The organism is Roseibacillus persicicus (genome assembly GCF_014651675.1).
GTDB classification, from domain to species: Bacteria; Verrucomicrobiota; Verrucomicrobiia; order Verrucomicrobiales; family Akkermansiaceae; genus Roseibacillus; species Roseibacillus persicicus.
Window position 1 is genome coordinate 1 of sequence record NZ_BMXI01000006.1, and the last position, 22038, is coordinate 22038.

Annotated in this window: 21 protein-coding genes and 1 pseudogene; 10 read left to right on the plus strand and 12 right to left on the minus strand. The window is 54.6% G+C overall.

What is annotated here, in order from left to right; translation table 11 throughout:
• Positions 1-268, plus strand: a 268-nt coding sequence (locus tag IE099_RS20785) for a hypothetical protein (protein WP_229809442.1), incomplete at its 5' end; no start/stop codon positions are given.
• Positions 269-282: 14 nt separating this feature from the next.
• Positions 283-1092, plus strand: coding sequence for a hypothetical protein (locus IE099_RS08020; protein ID WP_189569399.1), 810 nt, complete (start codon positions 283-285; stop codon positions 1090-1092).
• A gap of 425 nt (positions 1093-1517) precedes the next feature.
• On the opposite strand, the pseudogene IE099_RS21085 reads toward IE099_RS08020, so the two are convergent.
• The 4 genes and pseudogenes from IE099_RS21085 to menA form a co-directional block, all read right to left on the minus strand.
• Positions 1518-1604: pseudogene (locus IE099_RS21085) on the minus strand (IS66 family transposase); the annotation flags it as partial.
• 4 nt (positions 1605-1608) lie between these two features.
• Complete coding sequence (locus IE099_RS08030; protein WP_189569400.1) at positions 1609-1989, minus strand: hypothetical protein; 381 nt, start codon at positions 1987-1989, stop codon at positions 1609-1611.
• A 100-nt stretch (positions 1990-2089) separates the two neighbouring features.
• The gene (locus tag IE099_RS08035) at positions 2090-2281 is read right to left on the minus strand and encodes a hypothetical protein (protein ID WP_189569401.1); all 192 of its coding nucleotides are present in this window, start codon (positions 2279-2281) and stop codon (positions 2090-2092) included.
• Positions 2282-2398: 117 nt separating this feature from the next.
• Complete coding sequence (gene menA, locus IE099_RS08040) at positions 2399-3298, minus strand: 1,4-dihydroxy-2-naphthoate octaprenyltransferase (protein WP_189569402.1); 900 nt, start codon at positions 3296-3298, stop codon at positions 2399-2401.
• 253 nt (positions 3299-3551) lie between these two features.
• Here menA and IE099_RS08045 point away from each other — a divergent pair, with 253 nt between their 5' ends.
• Both IE099_RS08045 and IE099_RS08050 read left to right on the plus strand, forming a co-directional pair.
• Positions 3552-4001, plus strand: a complete 450-nt coding sequence (locus tag IE099_RS08045; protein ID WP_189569403.1) for a YkgJ family cysteine cluster protein — start codon at positions 3552-3554, stop codon at positions 3999-4001.
• Positions 4002-4093: 92 nt separating this feature from the next.
• Positions 4094-4753, plus strand: a complete 660-nt coding sequence (locus tag IE099_RS08050; protein WP_189569404.1) for a PIN domain-containing protein — start codon at positions 4094-4096, stop codon at positions 4751-4753.
• Positions 4754-4807: 54 nt separating this feature from the next.
• Here the strand turns inward: IE099_RS08050 and menB are convergent, their stop codons facing one another.
• On the minus strand, positions 4808-5626 hold the full coding sequence (gene menB, locus IE099_RS08055) for a 1,4-dihydroxy-2-naphthoyl-CoA synthase (protein ID WP_189569405.1): 819 nt from the start codon (positions 5624-5626) through the stop codon (positions 4808-4810).
• A 424-nt stretch (positions 5627-6050) separates the two neighbouring features.
• Here menB and IE099_RS08060 point away from each other — a divergent pair, with 424 nt between their 5' ends.
• Positions 6051-7346: an aminopeptidase P family protein gene (locus IE099_RS08060; RefSeq protein ID WP_189569406.1), complete on the plus strand. Its 1296-nt coding sequence runs from the start codon at positions 6051-6053 to the stop codon at positions 7344-7346.
• Positions 7347-7418: 72 nt separating this feature from the next.
• Here IE099_RS08060 and IE099_RS08065 read toward each other — a convergent pair whose 3' ends face one another.
• On the minus strand, positions 7419-7919 hold the full coding sequence (locus IE099_RS08065) for a hypothetical protein (protein ID WP_189569407.1): 501 nt from the start codon (positions 7917-7919) through the stop codon (positions 7419-7421).
• A 139-nt stretch (positions 7920-8058) separates the two neighbouring features.
• Here IE099_RS08065 and IE099_RS08070 point away from each other — a divergent pair, with 139 nt between their 5' ends.
• Both IE099_RS08070 and IE099_RS08075 read left to right on the plus strand, forming a co-directional pair.
• Positions 8059-8757 (plus strand): DUF4230 domain-containing protein, encoded by a 699-nt coding sequence (locus IE099_RS08070; protein ID WP_189569408.1) that lies wholly within the window; start codon positions 8059-8061, stop codon positions 8755-8757.
• Between the two features lie 164 nt (positions 8758-8921).
• Complete coding sequence (locus tag IE099_RS08075) at positions 8922-9563, plus strand: trimeric intracellular cation channel family protein (protein ID WP_189569409.1); 642 nt, start codon at positions 8922-8924, stop codon at positions 9561-9563.
• On the opposite strand, the gene IE099_RS08080 is transcribed toward IE099_RS08075, so the two are convergent.
• The 5 genes from IE099_RS08080 to IE099_RS08100 form a co-directional block, all read right to left on the minus strand.
• Complete coding sequence (locus IE099_RS08080) at positions 9560-9868, minus strand: hypothetical protein (RefSeq protein WP_189569410.1); 309 nt, start codon at positions 9866-9868, stop codon at positions 9560-9562. The genes IE099_RS08075 and IE099_RS08080 overlap by 4 nt on opposite strands.
• A 7-nt stretch (positions 9869-9875) precedes the next feature.
• Positions 9876-10856 (minus strand): ABC transporter permease, encoded by a 981-nt coding sequence (locus IE099_RS08085; protein WP_189569411.1) that lies wholly within the window; start codon positions 10854-10856, stop codon positions 9876-9878.
• Positions 10857-10866: 10 nt separating this feature from the next.
• Positions 10867-11787 carry an ABC transporter permease gene (locus IE099_RS08090; RefSeq protein ID WP_189569412.1) on the minus strand — a complete coding sequence of 307 codons (921 nt, stop codon included), beginning with the start codon at positions 11785-11787 and terminating at the stop codon, positions 10867-10869.
• Positions 11788-11902: 115 nt separating this feature from the next.
• Complete coding sequence (locus tag IE099_RS08095; protein ID WP_189569413.1) at positions 11903-12235, minus strand: hypothetical protein; 333 nt, start codon at positions 12233-12235, stop codon at positions 11903-11905.
• A 12-nt stretch (positions 12236-12247) separates the two neighbouring features.
• Positions 12248-12895, minus strand: a complete 648-nt coding sequence (locus IE099_RS08100) for a hypothetical protein (protein ID WP_189569414.1) — start codon at positions 12893-12895, stop codon at positions 12248-12250.
• 26 nt (positions 12896-12921) lie between these two features.
• On the opposite strand from IE099_RS08100, the gene folP reads away from it, so the two are divergent.
• The gene (gene folP, locus IE099_RS08105; RefSeq protein ID WP_229809443.1) at positions 12922-13800 is read left to right on the plus strand and encodes a dihydropteroate synthase; all 879 of its coding nucleotides are present in this window, start codon (positions 12922-12924) and stop codon (positions 13798-13800) included.
• A 99-nt stretch (positions 13801-13899) separates the two neighbouring features.
• Positions 13900-15735, plus strand: a complete 1836-nt coding sequence (gene htpG / locus IE099_RS08110) for a molecular chaperone HtpG (protein ID WP_189569415.1) — start codon at positions 13900-13902, stop codon at positions 15733-15735.
• A 67-nt stretch (positions 15736-15802) separates the two neighbouring features.
• Here the strand turns inward: htpG and IE099_RS08115 are convergent, their stop codons facing one another.
• The gene (locus tag IE099_RS08115) at positions 15803-16411 is read right to left on the minus strand and encodes a hypothetical protein (protein WP_194598377.1); all 609 of its coding nucleotides are present in this window, start codon (positions 16409-16411) and stop codon (positions 15803-15805) included.
• A gap of 358 nt (positions 16412-16769) precedes the next feature.
• On the opposite strand from IE099_RS08115, the gene IE099_RS08120 reads away from it, so the two are divergent.
• Positions 16770-21992 carry a glycosyl hydrolase gene (locus IE099_RS08120; RefSeq protein ID WP_189569417.1) on the plus strand — a complete coding sequence of 1741 codons (5223 nt, stop codon included), beginning with the start codon at positions 16770-16772 and terminating at the stop codon, positions 21990-21992.
• The last annotated feature ends 46 nt before the right edge of the window (positions 21993-22038 follow it).

A 22038-nucleotide genomic window follows, 5' to 3' on the forward strand; every position in this document is an offset into this window, starting at 1 on the left:
AGAGGCTCCATTCCGGGCCTTCCGCTACGCTCCAGTCCCTCCATTCCACCTCTCCAACTACGGAGCTAAACAAAAACAACCGCCCCCAGACCAGCATCAACTAAAGACGCAATTTACTGGCAACGATAACGGGACCACTTCAGATTCGGCTACTAGAATCCTGTATCGATTAGCCTTAGAGAATAACAATATTTTTGTTCCCAAACGCTTTTCGATTTCGCAAATTGGCAAAATACTAACCTCACCTTTAATAGAATGCGAAGAGTAATCTTATTTTTCACGATGATTAACCCGATGCTCTTCGGGCATGAAAGCACGAATTTTGAGGAAGAGCTTTTGGAGTTTATGTATTCTCATGGAAGTCACACGCATGCAAATGGAGAGGAGCATAGTTATGATCGTGAGATTCTTATCAAAGGGATAGGAGAGGACTTAGAGAAAGTGAAAGAAATAATTTTTAGTGAAAAGAATGATTTTCCGGTTAGCCGGCTATTAAGCTTTTTTGCGAATCCTGATATCGATGAGGCCAAGAGAAACGAGATACAGCGCTTTGTCTTAGCCGAAAAAAAAGCAACTGAATTTAGTTCGACTTTTAGAGATATTCTAAGCGATCCGAACAACTTGTCGAACCAAGAAGTTGTCGAAATGCTCAGTATGGATGGTAAGTCTTTTAGTGATTTAGGGCGTAAAGAATGGAGTTTTTGTCATCTAATCAGTAGCGTATCTCAATTTCTCATTGAGAATGATTTGAAGGGGGAAACGGGTTCGGAACTTAAATTGTTTTTAGATGAAATTGACCAGGAAGGGCTTAGCTCAGATGTCTTAAATATTGTTAGCAATGCTAACAACAGAGCTTCAATTTTAGTAGAAAGGAAGGCTATTCACAAATCTTCGCAAGAGAATCCTCGTAAAGAACGAGCAGAAGATTTGAGCTCTAAGCCGACAGAATCTAGAGCTTTTCCAAACAGTGATAATCGTTTAGAAAATAAACCCCACTCCCTGACATGGCTCTACTGGATCTCAGGTGCTTTGATTTTGGGAGGGGTTGGCGTGTTAGTTTGGAATAGTCGGAAGAACTCATCAGTGCGGTAATGCTATCGCTGAAAACGCGGTACGCTCAAGTTTGTCCTCGTAAAGCCGTGCCGTCACGTTGGCTGCTTCTTGGGTGCGGTGTCCAACGAGTGCTCGAGAAGGTCGTGGAGTCGGCCAAGCTCCGCCGAGCTAGCCTTCCCCGAACGGAGGATACGAGCGGCGATGTCGCAGTTGCTTTGCGCAACGGCATTGTCGATAAGTAAACGACTGAAACGCGGCCTCCTTGACGAACTTCAGGCTGCGACTTTGTCCGCTTTTCTGGCGGGATGGGTCGTCAGGGCTTTTGGAGTCAGCTGTGACGCGGAGGCGGGGCCTTGTTCGATGATCGCTTTCATCGTGCTCGACAAGTATTCGCGCAGGTCGAGCCCGTAACGATTGCAGTTTTCAATGATAGTGAAGGCGACGGCGGCGAGTTCGCCTCCGCGCTCGGATTCTAAAAAGAGCCAGTTCTTTTGGCCGAGTTTTGTGGGTCGAATCGCGTTCTCGATGAGGTTGCGGCGAGAAAAGCAGATTTCTCTAAGCTGCCATCGCTACCCGATACTGAAAAGAAAGGTGAATCTTGTCCTCCTGATACGAGCGGTCCGAGCGTATAAATTCAAAGGTGTTTTCGCAGTAGTCCTGTAGGTTTCGGCTTTTACCAAAGCGGACGGGGAAGCGTTCGCGGGTTTCGCCGTTGATGCGGACAGCGACCTCGAGGTGCTCTTCCAGCCAGATTCGCAGGGGAGTGAGGCTGCCGGGGCGGTCCAGATTGCCGAGCAGGGAAAAGAAGCACTGCACGCAGGTCCCGGGATGACCGTCGTTGAGCAAAAGGTCGCGGAGGTCGAGCAGGAGATCGGCTCCTTCCGAGGTTTGAGGACGGGCTTGGCTGAGCAACTCGTTCACTTCGCTGGATTCCATAGCGAGGTGAACATGACGCTATTGAGACTCATTCGCAACTCTAACTGCTAAAAAAGTCTCAAAAAATTGAGGCTTAAAGGGAGAAAAGGGGCTAAATCGACTATTTCTCCGAAAAATCACCACACCAATCGGAGGCGCTGGTGATGGGGAAGCGGGATTCCACGCTGACTTTCTCGTTCACTTCGAAGACGATGTTCTGAGGAGCGTGGCGGCGGCATTCGCCTTTGTCAGAAGAGGCTTCCCAGTAGGCACAGGCTTGGCAGGTTTTCGCTTTTGTTTCAGTTGTAGTCATGATCAGCTAATCATTACTCGATTTTTTGCAGTGGGGCAAAGAGAAAGGCCATGAGACTAATTCTCAATACTGGGACAGGTCCTTGACCTCGCAAAACCTAACAACACAGCCAGGTCGCTAGCCGCCGCGACTAAAGAGAGCCAGCATCTGCCAGCCAAGCGCGAAGATGAGGAGGTGAGCTCCGGCAAGGGCTAGTTGACCGTTGAGGGCGGGAGAGGGCCCGTTTTCCTTGACCGAACTGACCACGCGGATGGCGGGGAAGGCGAGGATGAGGACGGCGAAGAACATGTCGGTGATTGGGGGCTCACCCAGTTGGACCTTTCGGGCGATGTAGAAGGAGACGATGGCGACGAGGTATTCGATGCGAATGAGATTGGAGGCCTTTTCAAAGCCCCATCGCACCGCGAGAGTGCGTTTGTTGGACGCCGTGTCTTCTTCGATATCACGCAGGTTGTTGATGGTGATGAGGACGGCGGAAAGGCAACCGACAGTCAGCCCGAGCCAAGCTGCCTGGGGAAAAAACAAACCGGTTTGCACAAAAACCGTTCCGGTCACCGCAATGATGCCGAAGAAGAGAACTACGAAGATTTCGCCCAGTCCCAGATAGGCCAGGGGAAACGGTCCACCGGTGTAGCCGTAGGCGAGGAAGAGGCTGGGAATTCCAATCGCAAGGAGCACCCAGCCTCGCGCGGCAATGAGGGGCCAGGCGCAGAAGGCTGCCGCTACTAGAAACATCGTAGCAAGGAGGTAGACCGTCTTGCGCGAAAGCAGTCCGCTGGCAGTGACGCGGGTGGGTCCCAGTCGGGCCTCGGTATCGGCGCCCTTGGCGTCGTCGATGGCGTCATTGAAGAAGTTGGTGGCAATCTGAATACAAATCGCGCTGCCGACCGTGGCAAGAGCGAGGAGCCAGCTGAAGGAGCCGGTGGCTTTCCAAGCCAAGACACAGCCGACCCAAACGGGCACTATGGCGGCGGGCAAAGTCTTGGGACGGGCTGCGAGGAGGAGGGACTTGAGCATGATTTCTGGTCGCGAGAGGGTGGGCTAGGGTCGCTCCTCAGGTCAACCATTGCGGTGTCAAAGCGCAGGGATGTTTTCGCAAAATCGCTGGGGAGGACCGCATTTTGGCCGATCGCACCCGGGTCCAGGCCTTGGGGGGAGACTCAGGGGGCGCGCAGGCCGCCGGGCGATCGATCAAACTCGCTTGAGAAGATGCGCCAATCTTGACATTCGATTCCGCAGCCTCATTTTGCGAGCGGCTTCGTGCCTTCACATGAATAACTCGAACGAGCGGGGGAATCCCGCCTTTCCGTGGCACAATGACGACAACAATCCTTGCACCTCGTGCGGAGCTTGTTGCGCTCATTTTCGTGTTTCCTTCTACCAAGGAGAAAGCGCCGAATCCCCTTGGGGAACGGTCCCTGCCGATTTGACGGAGTCGCTCACGCACCACCGTCTGGTGATGAAAGGGACGAACCAAAAGAGTCCCCGGTGCATCGCGCTCCAGGGCGAGATTGGCCAATGTGTGGGCTGTACCATCCATGCGGTGCGGGCCTCAGTCTGCCGCGAATTTCCGCCTTCTTGGGAAGGGGGAGTGCATAATCCCGACTGTGACCGCGCACGCGCCGCCCACGGACTGCCCCCTCTACCCAATCCGGAAATCGTTCCATTCCAGCCTGATGACCAACCGACCAAGCCCCATCTCCCCAAGCGGGCGGCGTAGATCGAGGGTGGCCTGATTGGTTCGGGAAAGGGATAAGGAACTGGCAGTCCGCATGGCTCTCATCGGAGAGTTCAATTGTTCAGGAGTTCTCGATGTTAAAGAATCTTGAACTATCCTGTCTTTTATGGGAAATTGGGCTTCGAGGGATGCTGAAAAACTATGTGTTAGTGGACTATGAGAATGTCCAACCATTGGCTGAGTCCTTAGATGAAGTCGCGGACGAACAGTTTTCTGTTTTCGTTTTCGTGGGCAATAGTCAGAACCGGCTTTCTTACGATTTTGTCTCGTCCTTTCAGCGATTGAGGGGTGGGGGAGAGTATATCAAAATTTCTGGAAATGGTAAGAATGCCCTGGATTTTCATATCGCTTGCTATCTGGGCGTCCTGGCGATGAAGGATCCAAAGGCATACTTCCACGTCGTGAGCAAAGATACGGGCTATGATCCTCTGTTAGAACATCTTAGAGAAAAGACTATTCGGGTTAAGCGTGTGGCCGCGATTGAAGGGATTCCAGTGGTGAAGTTCCGCAAGGAAATCTCCAAGATGAATCCTAGGCAAAAAGGAGAAAAGTTCTTGGCCCGGCTCCGCAAGGGGAATGCATCCCGGCCCGCCTCCGAACAAGCGATGCGCTCAGCGCTCAGGGCTTTTTACCAGCGGCAGTTGTCGGATGAAGAGTTTGAGCAGGTACTGCGGTTCGTGAAGAACTCCGAGTTCGTGAGCATTGCCGACGGTAAGGTCGCTTACGCTGAATAGCTACGGATGGAAAGAACTGAGCCAGTCCGCGACTGGCTCAGCAGAGTGATTGCCCTATGGCACTCGAGGGAATTGGCTGAAGTCGGGGGCGCGCTTTTCGATGAAGGCGTTCTTACCCTCTTTGCCTTCTTCGGACATGTAATACATCAGGGTGGCGTTGCCGGCCAAGTCGAGCAGACCCATTTGGCCATCGCAGTCGGCATTGAGAGCGGACTTGAGGCAACGGAGGGCGAGGGGGGAGTGGGCAAGCATCTCGCGGCACCACTTGATGGTTTCGGTTTCCAGCTCGGCGTAGGGGACCACGGTGTTGACGAGGCCCATGTCGAGTGCCTCCTGGGCGTCGTATTGGCGGCAAAGGAACCAGATTTCGCGGGCCTTCTTCTGTCCCACGATGCGGGCCAAGTAGCTGGAGCCGAGGCCTCCATCAAAGGAGCCGACCTTGGGGCCGGTTTGGCCGAAGCGGGCATTGTCGGCGGCGATGGTCAGGTCGCAGACGATGTGGAGGACATGTCCGCCCCCGATGGCGTATCCGGCCACCATCGCGACGACAGGCTTGGGGAGGGAGCGAATCTTCTTCTGGAGGTCGAGGACGTTGAGGCGGGGAACTCCGTCTTCGCCAATGTATCCCGCATGGCCACGGACTTTCTGGTCCCCTCCGGAGCAGAAGGCCTTTTCGCCTTCGCCTGTTAGAATGATCACTCCGACCTGGGGATCCTCGTGAGCCTTATCGAAGGCGGCCAACAGCTCGCGCACGGTCTGGGGGCGAAAGGCATTGCGCACCTCGGGACGGTTGATGGTGATTTTCGCAATCGCGCCCTCGTCGGTGGTCTCGTATTTGATGTCTTCGAATTCAGCTTTGGTGGTCCAGCTCATAGATGGCCAGACCTTAGCGCGTTTTTGGAGGCTGTCGAAGGGGTTTTGAGTACGCGAAGGAGGGCGGGGCGCAACCATGTTTACTCCTTGATCGGACTTGCGTGAATCAGGGAGAAAAGCGCAAATGCTCACTCATAGAGTTTATTAAACCAATCTGCTGTTGAGGAAGTCAGATTTCTGGACAAAGAATTCACAAAGTATGTTACTGGTCCCTTTTTGGGAATAGATGCTGGTAAGATGAGATGAGGGAGGGCAAAGGTGATGGTTTGGATTTGTCCGATTTTGTTTTCTTTTTATTACCAGTGTGTTACGTAGATTTTTGTTGCCGTGGAATGCTCGAGGGAACTCTCCAATCAGCTTTGGGACAATCAATTGGGAGAGAAATGTCCTTTTTCCCGTCCTCAGGGCAGCTTAGTTCTTGAGCGTGCGTTACGACCCAATTGATCCAACTCTCTTTGTCCGCAATCGCGAAAAACTTCGCGGGATGCTTAAGCCCAATTCCATGGTTGTTGTTTTAGCAAATGACATCCTGCCAACCAATGCGGATGGCACTTTCTTGCTGCAGCAAAATCGTGATCTTTTCTACCTCTGCGGAATCGATCAGGAAGAGACCGTGCTGGTCTTTTTCCCTGATGCGAAGATTGAGAAAGACCGTGAGATTCTGTTCGTTCGTGAGACCAGTGAACACCTGGCTGTTTGGGAGGGCGCGAAGCTCGACAAAGACCAGGCCGCCGAAGTCTCTGGTATCGAGCGAGTGGAGTGGAGCGAATCTTTTGAGGCCACCTTTAGCTTTCTCGCTCCTCAAGCTGAGCACATTTATCTCACCACCAACGAGCACCTGCGGGCCATGCGGGTGGTGGAAACACGCAATGACCGCTTCATCAAGCAGTGTCAGGCCCGTTTTCCCCTACACAAGTATGAGCGCCTCGCTCCACTGCTGGCCGAGCTCCGTATCATCAAGGAACAGGTTGAAATTGATATGCTGCAGAAGGCCTGTGATATCACCGAGGCTGGTTTCCGCCGAATCCTGGGCTTCATTAAGCCCGGGGTCGGAGAATGGGAAATCGAGGCCGAGTATCTGCATGAATTCGTGCGAAGCCGTTCCCGTGGCTTCGCCTACTCGCCCATCATTGGAAGTGGGAAAAATGCCTGCGTATTGCACTATCTGGAGAACAATCAGGTCTGTGAAGATGGGGAGATGGTCTTGATGGATGTCGCTGCCGAGTATGGCAATTGGAACGCCGACATGACCCGGACTGTTCCGGTCAATGGCAAGTTTACCCCCCGTCAGCGCGCTGTCTATGAGTCGGTGTTGAGCGTGCTTCGTCAGGCGGATGAAATTCTTCGGCCGGGAATCACCCCCAAAGACTACCAGCAACAGGTTCGTCTCTTTATGGAGAAAGAATTGATCTCGCTTGGGCTGATTGATGAGAAAGAGGCCGCCGAGCAGGATCGGGAGAAGCTCCCGCTGGTGAACAAGTATTTCATGCATGGCACGTCCCATCATTTGGGATTGGATGTCCATGATGTCATGCCCCACAACGAGCCCGTGCGCGAAGGGATGGTCTTCACCATTGAGCCGGGAATCTACATTCCGGAAGAAAACCTCGGAGTCCGTCTCGAGAACGATGTGGTGATCGGCAAGGACAGCAACTTTGACCTCATGGGCAATATTCCTATCGAGGTCGATGAAATCGAGGCCTTGATGGCGGCCTCTTAGGTCGGCCAGGGGCCAACTTCTTTTTCGAAAACCGCTGCTCTCCGAAATGGGGAGCAGCGGTTTTTTCTTTGATTAGGCGAGCTTTAGACGGTCGTCTTCGGCGAGAATCTTGCTGAGGTTGTCCCAGCCATCTGGAGTCTGCAGATTGAAAACGTAGAGGTAAACGGTCACGACCTTGGAATCGAACATCTCCAGCAGGCGATTGATGGTCTCGGCCAGCTTGGTGTCATCGAGAGTCTCGGGGAGGTCTCCGATGACTTGTCCGTTGCCGTCGTGCTCGATCTCCATACGGTCGCAGAAGGTGCGCAGGAGGTCCTGCTGGCCTTTCATGAACCAGACTTGGAGCAGATGCTCTCCGACCAAATCCTGTGTCTTCAGCTTCAGGATCTTGTGCATGAAGGCGATTTGATCGGCCACCGACTTTTTCTGCAAGAAGACCAAGCGCAAATTGCGAGCCTGACCCAGGGAAGAAAGGGTGGTTTTGTAGAGATTCCGTTCCTCCACACGCATCCATTGAAACATGTCCTGGATGACAGCGGGGTCGACTTCTTGGTAAATTTGGTGAGCTTTCACAGATATTTGCGTGGGAGGGAGAATTGCTTGCGAGTGGTAGGGGATGCAAGCGCGAAAGCGAGAGGTGGCAGACAAGTGTAGGGAGGGAGCACACGATTTGAGACAGACCTATCGCTCCTGCTTCGTTACGGTGTCTGGAATGAGTGATATCGAAGTAAGCTCCGAAAAGACTGAAACCCGTAAGCGAAGTTCGTTCGGCGCCTTTGCGGGGTTGGCTCTCTTGATCGCGGTGGCGGGGGTGGTTTGGTATTTCGTAATGGTTCGGCCAGCGGAGTCGATGGCGCATTCGACAATGGCGAAGGTGGAACAGTTCTTCGGCGGCTTGCTGGGAGGTGGTGGTACGGTGACGCGACTGGACTCCTCTTCCATCTTGAAAGTAACCGACGTGGGGGAAATGGCGCTGATGGAATTTGATATGAAGGTGAACAAGGAGATCGAGAGCGAAGCCGTCGTGATCGGGCCCTTGACCAGCACCAAGCGACTTCGGATGGAAGGTCGATTCAAGGTGAAGATTGGCTATGACATCACGAACGGTCTGACGGTCGGCTACAATGATGAGGGCAAAGCTGTGATTCAGGGCTTGGGAGAACCCCAGGTGCTTTCCGCCGAAATGGAGTCGGTGAAAACCGTGGAGGACAAGAGTGGGATCTGGAACAAGGTCGACGGTCAGGATCGTGATGAATTGGTGAACCAGTTGCGACTGCAGGCAATCCGCGACGTGAAGGAGAGCGGGATGCTGGAGCAGATGGATGCCCTGATGCAGCAGAATATGAAGGCCCTGTTAGGGGTGGAGGACATCTTGATGGAGGGTGAGCTATCTCCGGTGGTGGTGCCTTAGGTTGGGGAAAGGGAGGTCGTTCATTTGCCGGGCAGCCTCTTTATGCTGATTGCTTTTTTCTTTTCGGTGGTTTTCTGTGGAGGACGCTGGGCGTTTGACCACGGGGCCGCGCTTGCGCTGCTCGTGAGACCTCCCGCACCCTGAAAATCCCTTAGAAATTAAGAATGGCTCCCATCGAAATCATCGAGTTGATGGCCGTGGTGACGGCAAGCATCTATGGTATCCTGTTGGCCGCGCGTTCGGGCTTGGATATGACCGGACTCTTTGCGGTGGCCTTTGCGGCCGCCTTTGGTGGAGGGACTTTGCGGGATCTTTGCTTGGACCGGCAGCCTCTTTTCTGGGTGGGGAACTCGCATTACCCCGTAATTGTTTTTTTCCTAAGCCTCTTCTCGATCGTGGTTCCGAAGTTGGTTTTGCGAATGGAAAGGTATCTGGTGGTGCCGGATGCTTTGGGGATGGGGCTGTTTGTGATTGCGGGGGCGGCGATTGCGCATGATGCCGAAACCACTTTGTTTTTGGCTGCCCTCTTTGGTGTGATGACCGGAGCTTTTGGCGGGGTTGTGGCGGATATCATGTGCGCCCGGGTGCCGACCACTTTCAAGCCCGGCACGCCACTCAATTTGACTTGCTGTTTCGTGGGAGCGTGGGCTTTTCTGCTCTCCTATCACTGGAATTTGCCCCGGCCTTGGGCGATGACTCTGGGCGTGACGGTGGTGACTGTGATGAGAATTCTGGCAGTCCGTTTTCACTGGACGCTTGGACCGCTCAACCGCTTTTCGGGATTGATTGCAGAGGAGAAAGACTAGCCTCGATCCTTCGTGATGCGGATTGCGGCAAAGAGGCAGAGAGCGATGCCGAGTATGAGAGCCAGAGGGAGAATGGTCATGACGAATCCCAGCGGAGTGGCAAAGTAGCTCCACCAGCCACCGCTGAGCCAGAGATCCTTGGTTAGGGCTTGCCAGAGGTCGCCGTAGTGCTCCCGCATGAAGCGGAGGCGCAGCCCCACTTCAAGCAGGCGCAGGATTGGGAGGGAGAGAAGGAGGATTCCTGCGAGAAGGAGGAAGGCCCTGGCCCGCACTTTTGGGTCATTGGGATTGTTGGTCCCACTCACGGCAGAATCAGTCTTTCGAGGACTTGGGATCGAGAGCGTCGCGGAGTCCATCCCCGAGGAAGTTGAAAGCGAAGAGGGTGATGGAGAACATGGCGGCAGGGATTGCCAGAATCACGGGATAGGTCTCGAGGAAATTGGCGCCTTCTTTAATCAGGATTCCCCATGAAGAGTTGGGGGGCTCGATGCCCAATCCAATGAAGGAAAGGGTGGCTTCGTAGAGGATGAAGCTGGGGATAGTGAGGGTGGCGTAGATGATCACAGGTCCCAGCATATTGGGCAGGATGTGTCGAAAGAGGATGCGGCGATGCGGGAGACCGAGGGAGCGGGCTGCTTCCACGAATTCCTGTCGGCGAAGAGAGGCCGCGGCCGTTCTAACAATTCGTCCCATCGTCAACCAACCAAAGGCCGCAATTGCAAAGATGAGGGGGATGAGGTTCGAGAACTTGAGGACGAAGTCCGGGTTCACGCTCCAGTTGTCCACCAACCACGCCGAGACCAGATCCATGCGTGCGGAAATGAGTTCGCGGAAGAGAATTACGATGATGAGGAAAGGCATTGCCAGCAGGCCGTCGACGATACGCATCATGATGGCCTCGGTGCGACCTCCGACGTAGCCTGCGATTCCGCCATAGATGATTCCGATGGTGACTGTCACCAGGGTGGAAAGAATCGCAACCAAAAGGGAAATCTGCCCGCCACCCAACACGCGCATGAGCATGTCGCGGCCGAGCTGGTCGGTGCCCAGCACGCTGCCATCGCCGGGCTTGGCAAATTGATTGGAGAGGTCCTGCTCGTTGCCATCCATGCCGGTGGCGGCGAGGATGGGCTCGACGATGAAGCAGGCTACTAGGATCGTGAGGACCACGACTCCGCCCACCATGGCGAGCTTATTCTTTTTCAGTCTAACAAAGGCGTCGGACCACAGGCTACTGCCTTTTTCGGCGGCCGGAAGAGAGCTCGGTCGAGCGGTTTCGGTAATGGGTGACATGGCGGGAAAATCAGGCGTTGCGGAGCTTGGGGTCCATAAAGATGAGAGCGAGGTCGGACAGCAAGTTGGCGACGCCCATCAGGATTCCGTAAAAGAGGACCAGAGCCAATACGAGGTTGTAGTCCTTGGAGGTGATTCCGGTGACGAAATGTTGCCCCATGCCGGGAACGAGGAAGATGTTTTCCACCACAAAGGAGCCGGTGATGATTGCAGCAAAGGCTGGTCCCAGAAAGGTGATGGCTGGCATTAGGGCGGGGCGCAGAGCGTGCTTGGTGATGACCTTGAGCGGAGGCACCCCCTTGGCGCGGGCGGTGCGGATGTAATCCTGTGATAAGACATCGAGCATTCCGCCGCGAGTCAGCCGGGCAAGATAGGCGGCGACGCCGAAGGAAAGGGTGATGGCGGGGAGGATGATGTCGGAAGGACGCGACCAACCCGCGACATTGAGCCAGCCCAAGGGTTTGGCGATGTTGATTTGGAAAATCGGCCCCAGCACAAAGGCCACCACGCAGATTCCCGCCATCGCGATAAACATGGCAAAGTAGTCCAGACTCTTGTTGTGATTGAGGGCCGCGATAATGCCGAGCGGAATCCCCAGGCAGACGCCCATCGTCAGGGAGATGAGACCCAACATGACCGATACCGGAAAGGATTCGGCGATCATGTCCGAGACCTTGCGCCCTTTCATCGAGAGGGAGTCCCCGAAGTCACCTTGGGTTAAAATATTTCCCCAATACTTCAAATACTGAACCCCCAGTGGCTTATCGAGACCGTAGTAGGCGTCCAGGGCGGCTTGCTCCTCGGGAGAGGTGGCCTTGTCGCTGGCGAAGGGATTGCCGGGAATGGCGCGAACCGCGAAGAAGGTGAAGGTCACCAGCAAGAAAACCACAACCACGGTTTGAAAGAGGCGAGAGAGAATCGTTTTGAGCATGAAGTGAAAAGGTGAGTCGATTGTGGCAAGAAAATCCCAACAGTCGTGGAACTGATGAGATGTTTTCTACGCGACGATATCGAAAGTCAAGAAACCCCACCGCCATCGCCTCAATCTAGAAAAGTGGCAGCATGACTCGAACCAATCCCGCGATGGCGATGGTAAAAAAGATCCCGAGAGTGAAGTTCTGATGGGTTGAGAGGTAATCGCGGTCGAAGGCTCGCAGAAGAAGGAAGATGAAAGCAGTTGGAATTGCCGCCACTTGAATGGGCCGAACGGGAATGCGGAAGATCAAATAGAGCGAGCAAAGCGCCAGAAGAACACAAACCAGCTGAAGGGTCCTGTAATTCCGGCGTTTTTTCTCCCGGTCGCGGATGTGCTCTTTGGCCAGCACTGCCGCGATTCCCTTTTCGCAGGCTTCCTCAGGGGAGAGTGGACGGTGGCTCACTGCGAGAATCGCCTAGCGTTCGAATGGAAGAGGGGGAAGCGGTGGAGGGGCGTCGAACTCCATTTGATTTTGACCGGCAGCAGGTGCCGCAGCGGGTGCTTTGCGGAAAGGATTGTCGGTGGGAGCTGTGCCCTGGACATCGGAGGGCTTGTCATAGAGCTCTTCCGCATACTGACCTTTGCGCCAGACAAAGGAAAAGGCCTTGGTGACGTTACCGGCTCCATCGTAGAACCAGTACATGCGACGCACGGGGACTTCCTTCTTCGTATTGGGGTCGATCTGGGGAACGCGGGCATCAAACATGTCCTCGGCTACCAGACGACCTGTTTCGCGGTGGTAACCGTAGGCAACTTTATAAAGGAGGTTCTCTTTGCCGTCGAAAATCTTGCAGGAAAGAGGGTTCCCGCGTTTGTCCATGCGATAGATAGTGGTGGTGAGGATCGAATTCCGCCCGCCTTTGACATTGGAGAGACGCCTCTTGACGAGGGTCTTCTCATCATTGGAACGACGATACTCAGTATTCGTTCCGTCCCGGTGGCGCATGATGCGCACGTTGTGACTCACTTCTTCCCACACTTCTTTTTCTACCGCCCAACAGCAGCAGCTGGATAGAAACTGAATCAAAGCGATGAGAGCTACGAAAAGTAATGGTCTCGACATAGCCGACAAGCTAGGAAAAGCGCAGCGTGAGGTCAAAGCAGAAAAATATCGCTCTCTGGCAGGTGGGTGACAGGCACTATGATTTTCGAAACGGAGCTCTGGTGATGGGCATTCTCAATGTCACCCCGGATTCCTTTTCCGATGGAGGCAAGTGGGCGCGCAGCGAAGCGGCGGTGGTCCGAGCGACTGAGATGATTGCCGAGGGCGCTGACATTATCGATGTGGGGGGAGAGTCGACTCGTCCGGGTTCCGATGCGGTGGCGCTGCAAGATGAGCTGGAGCGGGTAATCCCGGTCATCGCGGCATTGGCCAAGGATTCTCCCGTTCCCATCTCGGTCGATACCTGCAAGGCCGAGGTGGCGCGACAGGCCTTGGAGGTCGGGGCCACAATTGTGAACGATATCTCCGGCTTACGGGATCCCGCAATGGTCAAGGTCTGCGCCGAAAGCGACTGCGGCATCGTGGTGATGCACATGCGCGGTGTTCCCAAGACCATGCAGGCCGCTCCCGAATACGATGATGTGGTGGGCGAGGTGCGCGGCTTTTTCGAGGAACGGCTGGAGACCTTGCGGCGAGCGGGCATCGCCCCCGAACGGCTGTGTTGGGATGCGGGCATTGGTTTTGGGAAAAGGTTGGAGGACAATCTGGCCTTGTTGCGGGCGACGGGCGAGTTGGCGGTAGGAGATCGTCCGGTGATGGTCGGTCTTTCACGTAAGAGCTTTTTCGCCAAGCTTCTCGATGAATCGGAGATGAGTGCGCGCGATTGGCCCACGGTCGGGCTCAGCGCTTGGACGCGCGAATTGGGGGCCCTTGTCCATCGGGTCCATGAAGTGCAGCCCAATCGGGAGGCTATCCGAATGGTGGAGGCGTTGGCCTACGGCGGAGCGGACCACAGCACGGTTTGACCGCTCGAACCTTTCCCGCCAATCCCTTTCCTAAAAATGCCAGCTCCCTGTTGACAGACCCTCGAAGATTCCTATCTTCCGCCGCTTTACAAAAACACTATGAGCGACGTTCAAAAACATGAGTTTCAGGCCGAAGTGCGGCAGCTATTGGATATTGTTATCCATTCCCTCTACACTGACCGCGAGATCTTCGTGCGCGAACTGATTTCCAATGCTTCCGACGCCTTGGAAAAGATGCGGCTTCAGCAGTTGAAGGGGGATGCCATCTTCGACGCGGACAAGCCTCTCGAGATCTCAATTACGACCGACGAGGAAGCCAAAACCCTCACCATCGCCGACTACGGTATCGGCATGACCCGCGAGGAGTTGGTCGCCAACATCGGCACCATTGCCAGCTCGGGCACCAAGAAGTTCCTCGAAGCTCTCAAGGAAAATGGTGGAGGAGCGGACGTCATTGGCCAGTTCGGGGTCGGCTTCTACAGCGCCTTCATGGTGGCGGACAAGGTCGAGGTCTACACTCACTCTTGGCAGGAGGACGGCGGACATCTCCGTTGGGAAAGCGACGGTGCGACAGGCTACACCATCGAAGAAAGCTCCGACCTCAGCCGGGGAGCGAAGGTCGTGGTGCACCTCAAGGAGGAGTTCGAAGAGTTTGCCAAGCCCGAGACCATCAAGGCCATCATCGAGCGTTATTCCAACTTCGTTGGCTTCCCTGTGAAGCTCAATGACGAGGTGGTCAACACCGTTGATGCCATCTGGCTGAAGCCGAAAAATGAGGTCAGCGAAGAGGACTACAAGGAGTTCTACAAGTTCGTGGGCAAGGACTATCAGGACCCTCGCTACACCTTCCACTTCTCCGCCGACGCGCCCCTGATGATCAACTCCATCCTGTTCGTCCCCGACGACACCATGGAGCGCATGGGCATGGGGCAGACCCCTCCGGGAGTGGGTCTTTACTGCAAGAAAGTTCTCATCGACGCCGCTCCCGAGAACCTGCTGCCCGAGTGGTTGCGCTTCCTCAAGGGGGTCATCGACTCGGAGGATCTTCCGCTCAATATCTCCCGCGAGTCCATGCAGGACAGTGCTCTCGTGAAGAAGTTGGGTGACGTGATGACCAAGCGTTTCATCAAGTTCCTGGAAAAAGAAGCCAAGTCCGACCCAGCAAAATACACTGAGTTCTATCAGCGCTTTGGCCGTTTCCTGAAAGAGGGAGTGGTGCAGAGCTACGAGCACCAGGAATCCCTCGCGGGTCTGTTGCGCTTCGAAAGCTCCATGACCGAGGCTGGCACCACCACTTCCTTGCAGGAATACGTGGACCGCATGAAGGACGGTCAAACTGAAATTTATTACCTCGTGGCCCCCAACCGGGAAGCGATCGAGACTGGTCCCTACCTTGAAGCCTTCAAGAAGCGCGGCCTCGAAGTGGCCTTCTTCAACGACGGAGTGGACGACTATGTCCTCGAGACTCTCGGGACTTGGAAGGAGAAAAAGATCGTCTCCGCCGACCGTGCGGACATCGAGCTCGAAGATGTGGCGGATGAGGAAGGCGAAGCCCTCGACGAAGCTGCTACTACGGGTCTAGTAGATTGGATGACCAAGGCTGTTGGCGAGCGCTTTGAGAAGGTGGAAGCAGGCAAGCGCCTCGTGAGCCATGCGGTGGTTGCGCTGACTCCCAAAGATGCCCCCAATGCCCAAATGCGCGCGATGATGAAGGCCATGGGCAGCGATGCGCCGGAAACCAAGGCCCGTTTGGAAGTCAATCCACGCCACAGCCTCGTTAAAAAGCTCGCCGCCTTCCATGAATCCAAGCCCGAACTCGCGGAAAAGATCGCCAAGCAACTCGGCGACAACGCACTTCTTGCCGCAGGCTTGGTCGAGAATCCTGGTCAGGTTGTGAGCTCTATGGGCGAAGTGCTCGAAGAGCTGATGGACTAGAGCGCATCCACGATTTTCACTGCGCAATCAATTCTGCGAAGGCCGGCGATTTCATCGTCGGCCTTTTTTATGAGGGCAGAACATCCTTGGGGATTTCTGTCGCATTGAATCGTTGTTCGCGATTCTTTCGAAACCATCGGAAGGCGAGGGGAGTCATCACGACCATGAAGACGACTTTGGTAATCGCAGCGGCCGGAATGGCCATGGCGAAGATGATGACCAAGGCGATCAAGAAGGCATAAACAGCCAACAGCATCAGTAAGTAGCCCCACCAAACCGGGGCAGTGCAGCCCGTGACCATGCGGCAGTTGGGGGAATGGTAGCCGACTTCCCGCACGAGGTGATGAATCCACTCGCGATAGCTATTCGACTGATCGCTGAAGTCGGCGATCCCCTGATAGAGTTCGTTGGCGATCTTGATTCTCTGACCGTTCTTTTGCTTGAGAAGGCATTCGTAGCGGTTGGTTTGAATTCGGGTGGGCTGAAATCGCAAGCGGAGCTCAACAATGTTTGAGAGCGGAAAGGTCCGGTCTGCGAGTCCCTTGGAAAGAATGGTGAAGTGACCCGAACGGATCTGGTAGGTGCGCTCCGCCTCCAAGGCGCTCAGGCGGGCCAGATATGAGAACGCCTTGGGGAGTTCCGGAGGTTCAGGCACAATTGGAATATCCAGTTCCATCTCTCTAACATCACGCTTTCACCAGGTGATGAGAAGGAATTTCTCTCTCTTAATCTCGCTTGAATCCGCGAACTGAGGACGGGGCAAGGTCCTTGGCTGAGTAAAGAAGTCTCAACGAGCCGACCCATTATTCTAATAATCAGGCCTTTCCATCGTTACTAAAGGATGTGGAAGGAGAGGGATGAACGACCAAGTCGGCTGGCCCTGGGCTCGGTCGTCCGAGAGCCCCTTTGCGTGACCTTTGGTTCTGCTTATTTGGAAATTATTGGAAAAAATTGCCATTCTGCCTTTTTCTTGGGACGGAATGTGCTTTGAGCGTTCGACGCGTCCGGTCTTTTGGCCATGAAACCTATTTGAAATGAACAAGTTTTTCCAATTCCAGCCGAAAGCCGGAATCCCCCCTTTGCTTTTCGTATTATTCGCGGTGCTCATTGTGGGCAGTGGGGCGGAAGCCCAAACGGTGGTTTTCGAAGCGGACTTTGATGCCTCGACGGCCGTGTCAGGAACAGTCACCGCGAACGCTTCGGCCGCGAACTTGGATGTTGGATCACAGATAGGCAGCTGGGAGGCTGGGGATTCCGCTCCCGGGGCGGTGATTTCGGATGGAGCGGGAAATCATGCCTTCGTATTCGACAAAGCGACCTCGGGTTTGGCCTCGAACTCGGTGAGTGCGGACTTTGTTCGGAGGGTGGACCTCTATCGGGAGACGCTCAGTCTGGAGTTGGAACTCTACGCGGTTCGGCAGGCCAACAATCAGGCGGTTGTGTTTTCGTTGGACGATGCGAGCGGGAATCAGGCCTTTGAGTTCGTCTTCCAGATGAACAATAATAAGAAGTTCTTCACCACTGGTTCGGATGGAACCGCCTCGTTCGAGACCGTCAATGCGACCGGGTCTAACAATGGATTTAAGAATCCTGCAGTTGATGGGTTTTTAACTTGGGGAACGGGAAGTCTCATTGGAGTAAAACTCGATATCACCGCGCCTTCGCAGGCGGCCTTGAGTATCGATTGGAATGGTGACGGCGACTACGAAGACTCCAGCGAATGGAGCGGGTTCGATCTGTCAACCCGCGGAGATGGAGTGACAGAAATCAGTTCGCTCCGCATCTCGAACTTATCGAACCGCAATGGGGGCGCTTGGATCGACAATGTCAAGGCGACCACGGGGGGCCGAGGGAAGACTCTTTATAATTTGGCCAAATACCAAACCACAACCGCGGATTCCTCCCTGACAAACTGGCCTCCCCAGTTTGCCTCGGACGGATTTCTGACCCAGGATAGCCGATGGGTCACTCCTTCGGGAGGACCTCACTGGCTTGAAGTGGCCTTGGCCGTCCCGATGGAGATTGGTAGTGCGCATCTTCTAACAGGTGGCACCTTCGATTCCGCGATGGCCAATGCGGTGATGCAATATCATGACGGCGGTGGCTGGGTCGACATCGCTGGCACGACTCTTTCGGGCAATACAGCCCGCCTGGTGGAACTGGCTTTCGCCACTCCGGTTGTCGCGCAGAGATTTCGTCTCTATACCACTGATGCAATCGCGAGGGTTGTGGACTTGGCGCTGTATGCTCCGACTCCGGATGGTTCGGCGGTTCCTTTTGGCACGGATGTGGATCTGAATTTGGCCAAGATGCGGCAATATGAGTATTCCTCCGTTGCTGGAACGGCGTATCCCAAGCTGGCGATCGACGGATACGTGCACAACACCTCTTTCTGGGCCAGTGCTGATTCCGCTGGTCCGCATGACCTCGAGATTCACTTTCCATATGCAGAGAAAATTGGGAGTGTTCATCTCTATTCGGGCTACACCGGACAGAGTGGCTCCCAGATTCAGGATTTCGAAATTGCCTATGAGAGCGGAGGAAGCTGGGTGCCTATCCCCGGTGGGACGATCACTGGGAATACGGAGCTGGAAAGGGTTGTCAACTTTACCAGTCCAGTAAACGCCTCCAAGATTCGTTTGAGGTCCAACGATTTGTCTCAAGCGGTTGTTCGCGAACTGGTGGTATTGCCGGAAGTGTCGGGCGCGGCCTTTTCATTGGAAACAGATGCGCGGAATCAGCGGCCTCCTTTGGGGAGTTTTCTGGATTACGAGGACTCCTATTTTACAATCGAGAATCGGGCCGAAGGAACCCGCCTGTCGACGTCAGATACGGAGTCCCATTTGACTACGGCAGAGCCATGTTTTCAGGTGCTTCGCAATCTGGGGGATGAGAGCTACCGGATCCGAAGTAAAGAGACAGAGAAGTGCTTCGAAGTAGCGTTGGCATCCACCGAAGAGGGGGCGGCGATTGTGGAAGGAGATTACTCCAGTATGCCGCATCAGCGGTGGGAGCTTCAATCGGTGGGCGACGGCTTCTTTCGCATTGTAAACCTTTGGTCGGGGATGGCTTTGGAATGGGATGGGAGCAATGTGGTGCAGCAGGAAGTGAGTGACAGTCCCGAGCAGCAATGGCGCATCAACTATGAGACCCATTATCCAAAGAAAGGGCAGGCTTCCCACTTTCACTTCAACCCCTTGTTCAAGCCGAGCTGGGCTTACCGATGGAATTTTTCGGAAGAGAATCAGGTTCAATACGGACAATACATGCCGATGCAGTGGGGGGCTATGGCGGCCGCTTCTCCCGGACTTCTGAGGTATCAGCCGGAGTGGTTTCGGAGGGCAAAGCAAACGACTCTTTTGGGATTCAATGAGCCGGATCTTCATGATCAAGCGAATATGACTGAGGAGACTGCTGCCTATCAGTGGCCCCGTCTGGAACGAACCCGCCTTCCTCTGGGGGGACCCGTGCCGGCGGCTTATAAAGGCAGCTGGCGGCAGAATTACGAGGCAATGGCGGAGGAGCGGGGTTATCGATGCGAGTATATGACGATGCATTGGTATTCCACCTCCGGCGCATCTACAGGAAGCCCCAGCACGCTGATCAACAACATGAAGGCTCTCTATGATATCTATGGAAAGCCGATTTGGTTGACTGAGTTTTCGACTCGCGATTTCGTTGGTGATAAGACGACTTGGAGCCGTAATCACAACTTCAACTTTTTGGCAGAGTTTATGTGGCGGGCGGAAAGCCTTTCCTGGTTGAAGAAGTATTCAGTTTTCGAGTGGTCTCTTTTCGGAGGCAATCCCGACACGACGGATGCGAGTAGTGCGGGAGCGGCCGATATGAACTCTCCCCGTCTGGCACTGCACTATGCCAATGATTCCTCCGATCCCGGCTGGGAAGATCTTTCCGAGTGTGGATTACTCCTTGCCGGATGGGATGGGGTTGACCAACTGGTGGACGACACTTCCTACATCATCCACAACAAGGCGCGCTTCTTGCGTTTGCTCGATCATCCGGATTCCAGCACCGTCACGACAGCCGACGTCTTGAATCGGACCGCCACCGAGCAATTTATGCTGCAAAGCGGGCCGAATGGCAGCAAGTATATCGTGGGGCTGAGCGATGGCCGACGACTTTCTTACGATGGCTCCGATGTGGGCTTGTCTCCGGCGGGGACCACCGGTTCGTTGGTGGAGTGGAGTCTGACCGAATACGAGCATGGCTGGTTCTACATCGACCATCTTTCTTCGAACCGGCGTCTGCGGATCAGCAACGCCAACCTCGTCGATACCGTCGCGGCATCGACCACGAACGACAATGTGAGGTTCCGCTTTATCACGCACTACAATCCCATCTCGCTGGCAGAAGTGCAGAGCTTGCCCTACGCGGAGAGCTTTGAGGACGGGGTTGGGGCCTGGCGCCAATTCTATGATGATGGCTATGATTGGGAAGTGGGGAGTGGTGGGACTCCCAGTGGTGCTGCGGGACCAAGTGGGGCATCCGATGGGGACTCCTACCTTTTTGCGGAGGGCCACGATTCTTCCTCTCCAGGGGACATGGCTCAGGTCGAGTGCGTGTTCGATTTCAGTTCCGCAGATGATGTGAAGCTGAGTTTCGACTATCACATGTATGGCAACTACATCGACTACCTCGCAGTCGATATCTTTGATGGAACCAGTTGGGCCACTGACGTTTGGCTCAAGGATAATCAGCAGCACACCAGCAGCACCGAACGCTGGTCACGGGCGGTGGTCGATCTTTCGGCTTTTGCCGGACTTTCCGAGGTCACAATTCGTTTTCGCACCGCGAGGACCCAATACAATTCCGCTGACCCGGCGATTGACAATGTGAGAGTGGGAGAGCCGGTGTCTATCCCTTACGCGGAAAGCTTTGAGGACGGGATCGGTGACTGGGTTCAATCTGTGGATGACGACTATAACTGGACCTTGAATCGGGGAGGCACGCCGAGTGCGGCTGCTGGACCGAATTCGGCCTCTGATGGCGAATTCTACCTCTATGCCGAAGGTCATGACTCCGCGGAGGAGAATGATGTTTCGCAGGTCGAATGCACCTTCGACTTCAGCGGAGCCGACAGTGTGGTGTTGAGTTTCGACTATCACATGTTTGGTCCTTACATCGCCTATTTGACCTTGGATGTCTTCGATGGGACGAGTTGGAACAACGGTTACTGGCTCAAGATTGGACCACAACACGATAGCAGCGAGCAGGAATGGAGTGAGGCCAAGGTCGACCTCTCTTCCTTTGCTGGAAATGAAGAAGTCACTCTTCGCTTCCGGACCTCGCGTCTTGTTTGGAATTCAGCGGACCCCGCGATCGATAATATTGTGATTAAGGAAAGACCGAGAGCTCTTCCATATATCGAAACCTTTGAGGCGGGGCTGGGTTCCTGGCGTCAGGTGCAGAGTGACGATATTGATTGGACCCGTCAGAGTGGTCCCACTGAAAGCGCGGCGGCAGGACCCGCAGCGGCTTCCGAGGGGAATTGGTATGTCTATTTCGAAGGGCATGATTCCGGCGAGCAATTCAAGAGCGCGTCGTTGGAATGTTCCTTTGACCTCAGCACCGTGAATTCAGCGAGAATGACATTCGACTATCACATGTTCGGAGCATTCATCGATTATCTGACCGTAGATATCTATGATGGGAGCGAATGGACCTTGGACGTTTGGAGGAAAGACGGGCAGCAGCATGAAAGTAGCGAGGCCCCTTGGTCCACCGCGAGTGTTGACCTCTCGAGTTTTGTTGGAAACGAGGAGGTGACAATTCGTTTCACCCATCAACAGGCACAGTGGCATTCAGCGGACCCTGCGCTCGACTTGATTCGGGTAGAGGAACTCAGTGACTACGAGCTGTGGGCGGTGACCGCATTGAGTGGAGCGGCGGCCGGAGCGGATATCACGGAAGGCGGAAACCCTGATGGTGATGCCTATTCCAATGTCGAGGAATGGGCTTTGGTTCTGGATCCATTGGTTCCTGATTCTCCCGACCTCACTCTACAAAAGGATGGTTCCGAGCTAGTCGTGAATTTCCTCCGGAGATCGACCGCCGGGCACCATGTTCGGGCGGCGTGGTCCACTACTCTGATGCCTGATAGCTGGCGCTATGCGGGTGACGGGCTGATCGAGAACTTACTCGAAACGCTTGATGATGTGGAGGTGATGGAGGCGCGCATTCCAATGAATTCTTCTGAAAAGTTCTTTCGGTTGGAAATTTGGGAAATCGAACATTAGGGGTGAAGATTTGGGTCGCTTGTCGTGTTTGAAAGAGGAGGAGGTA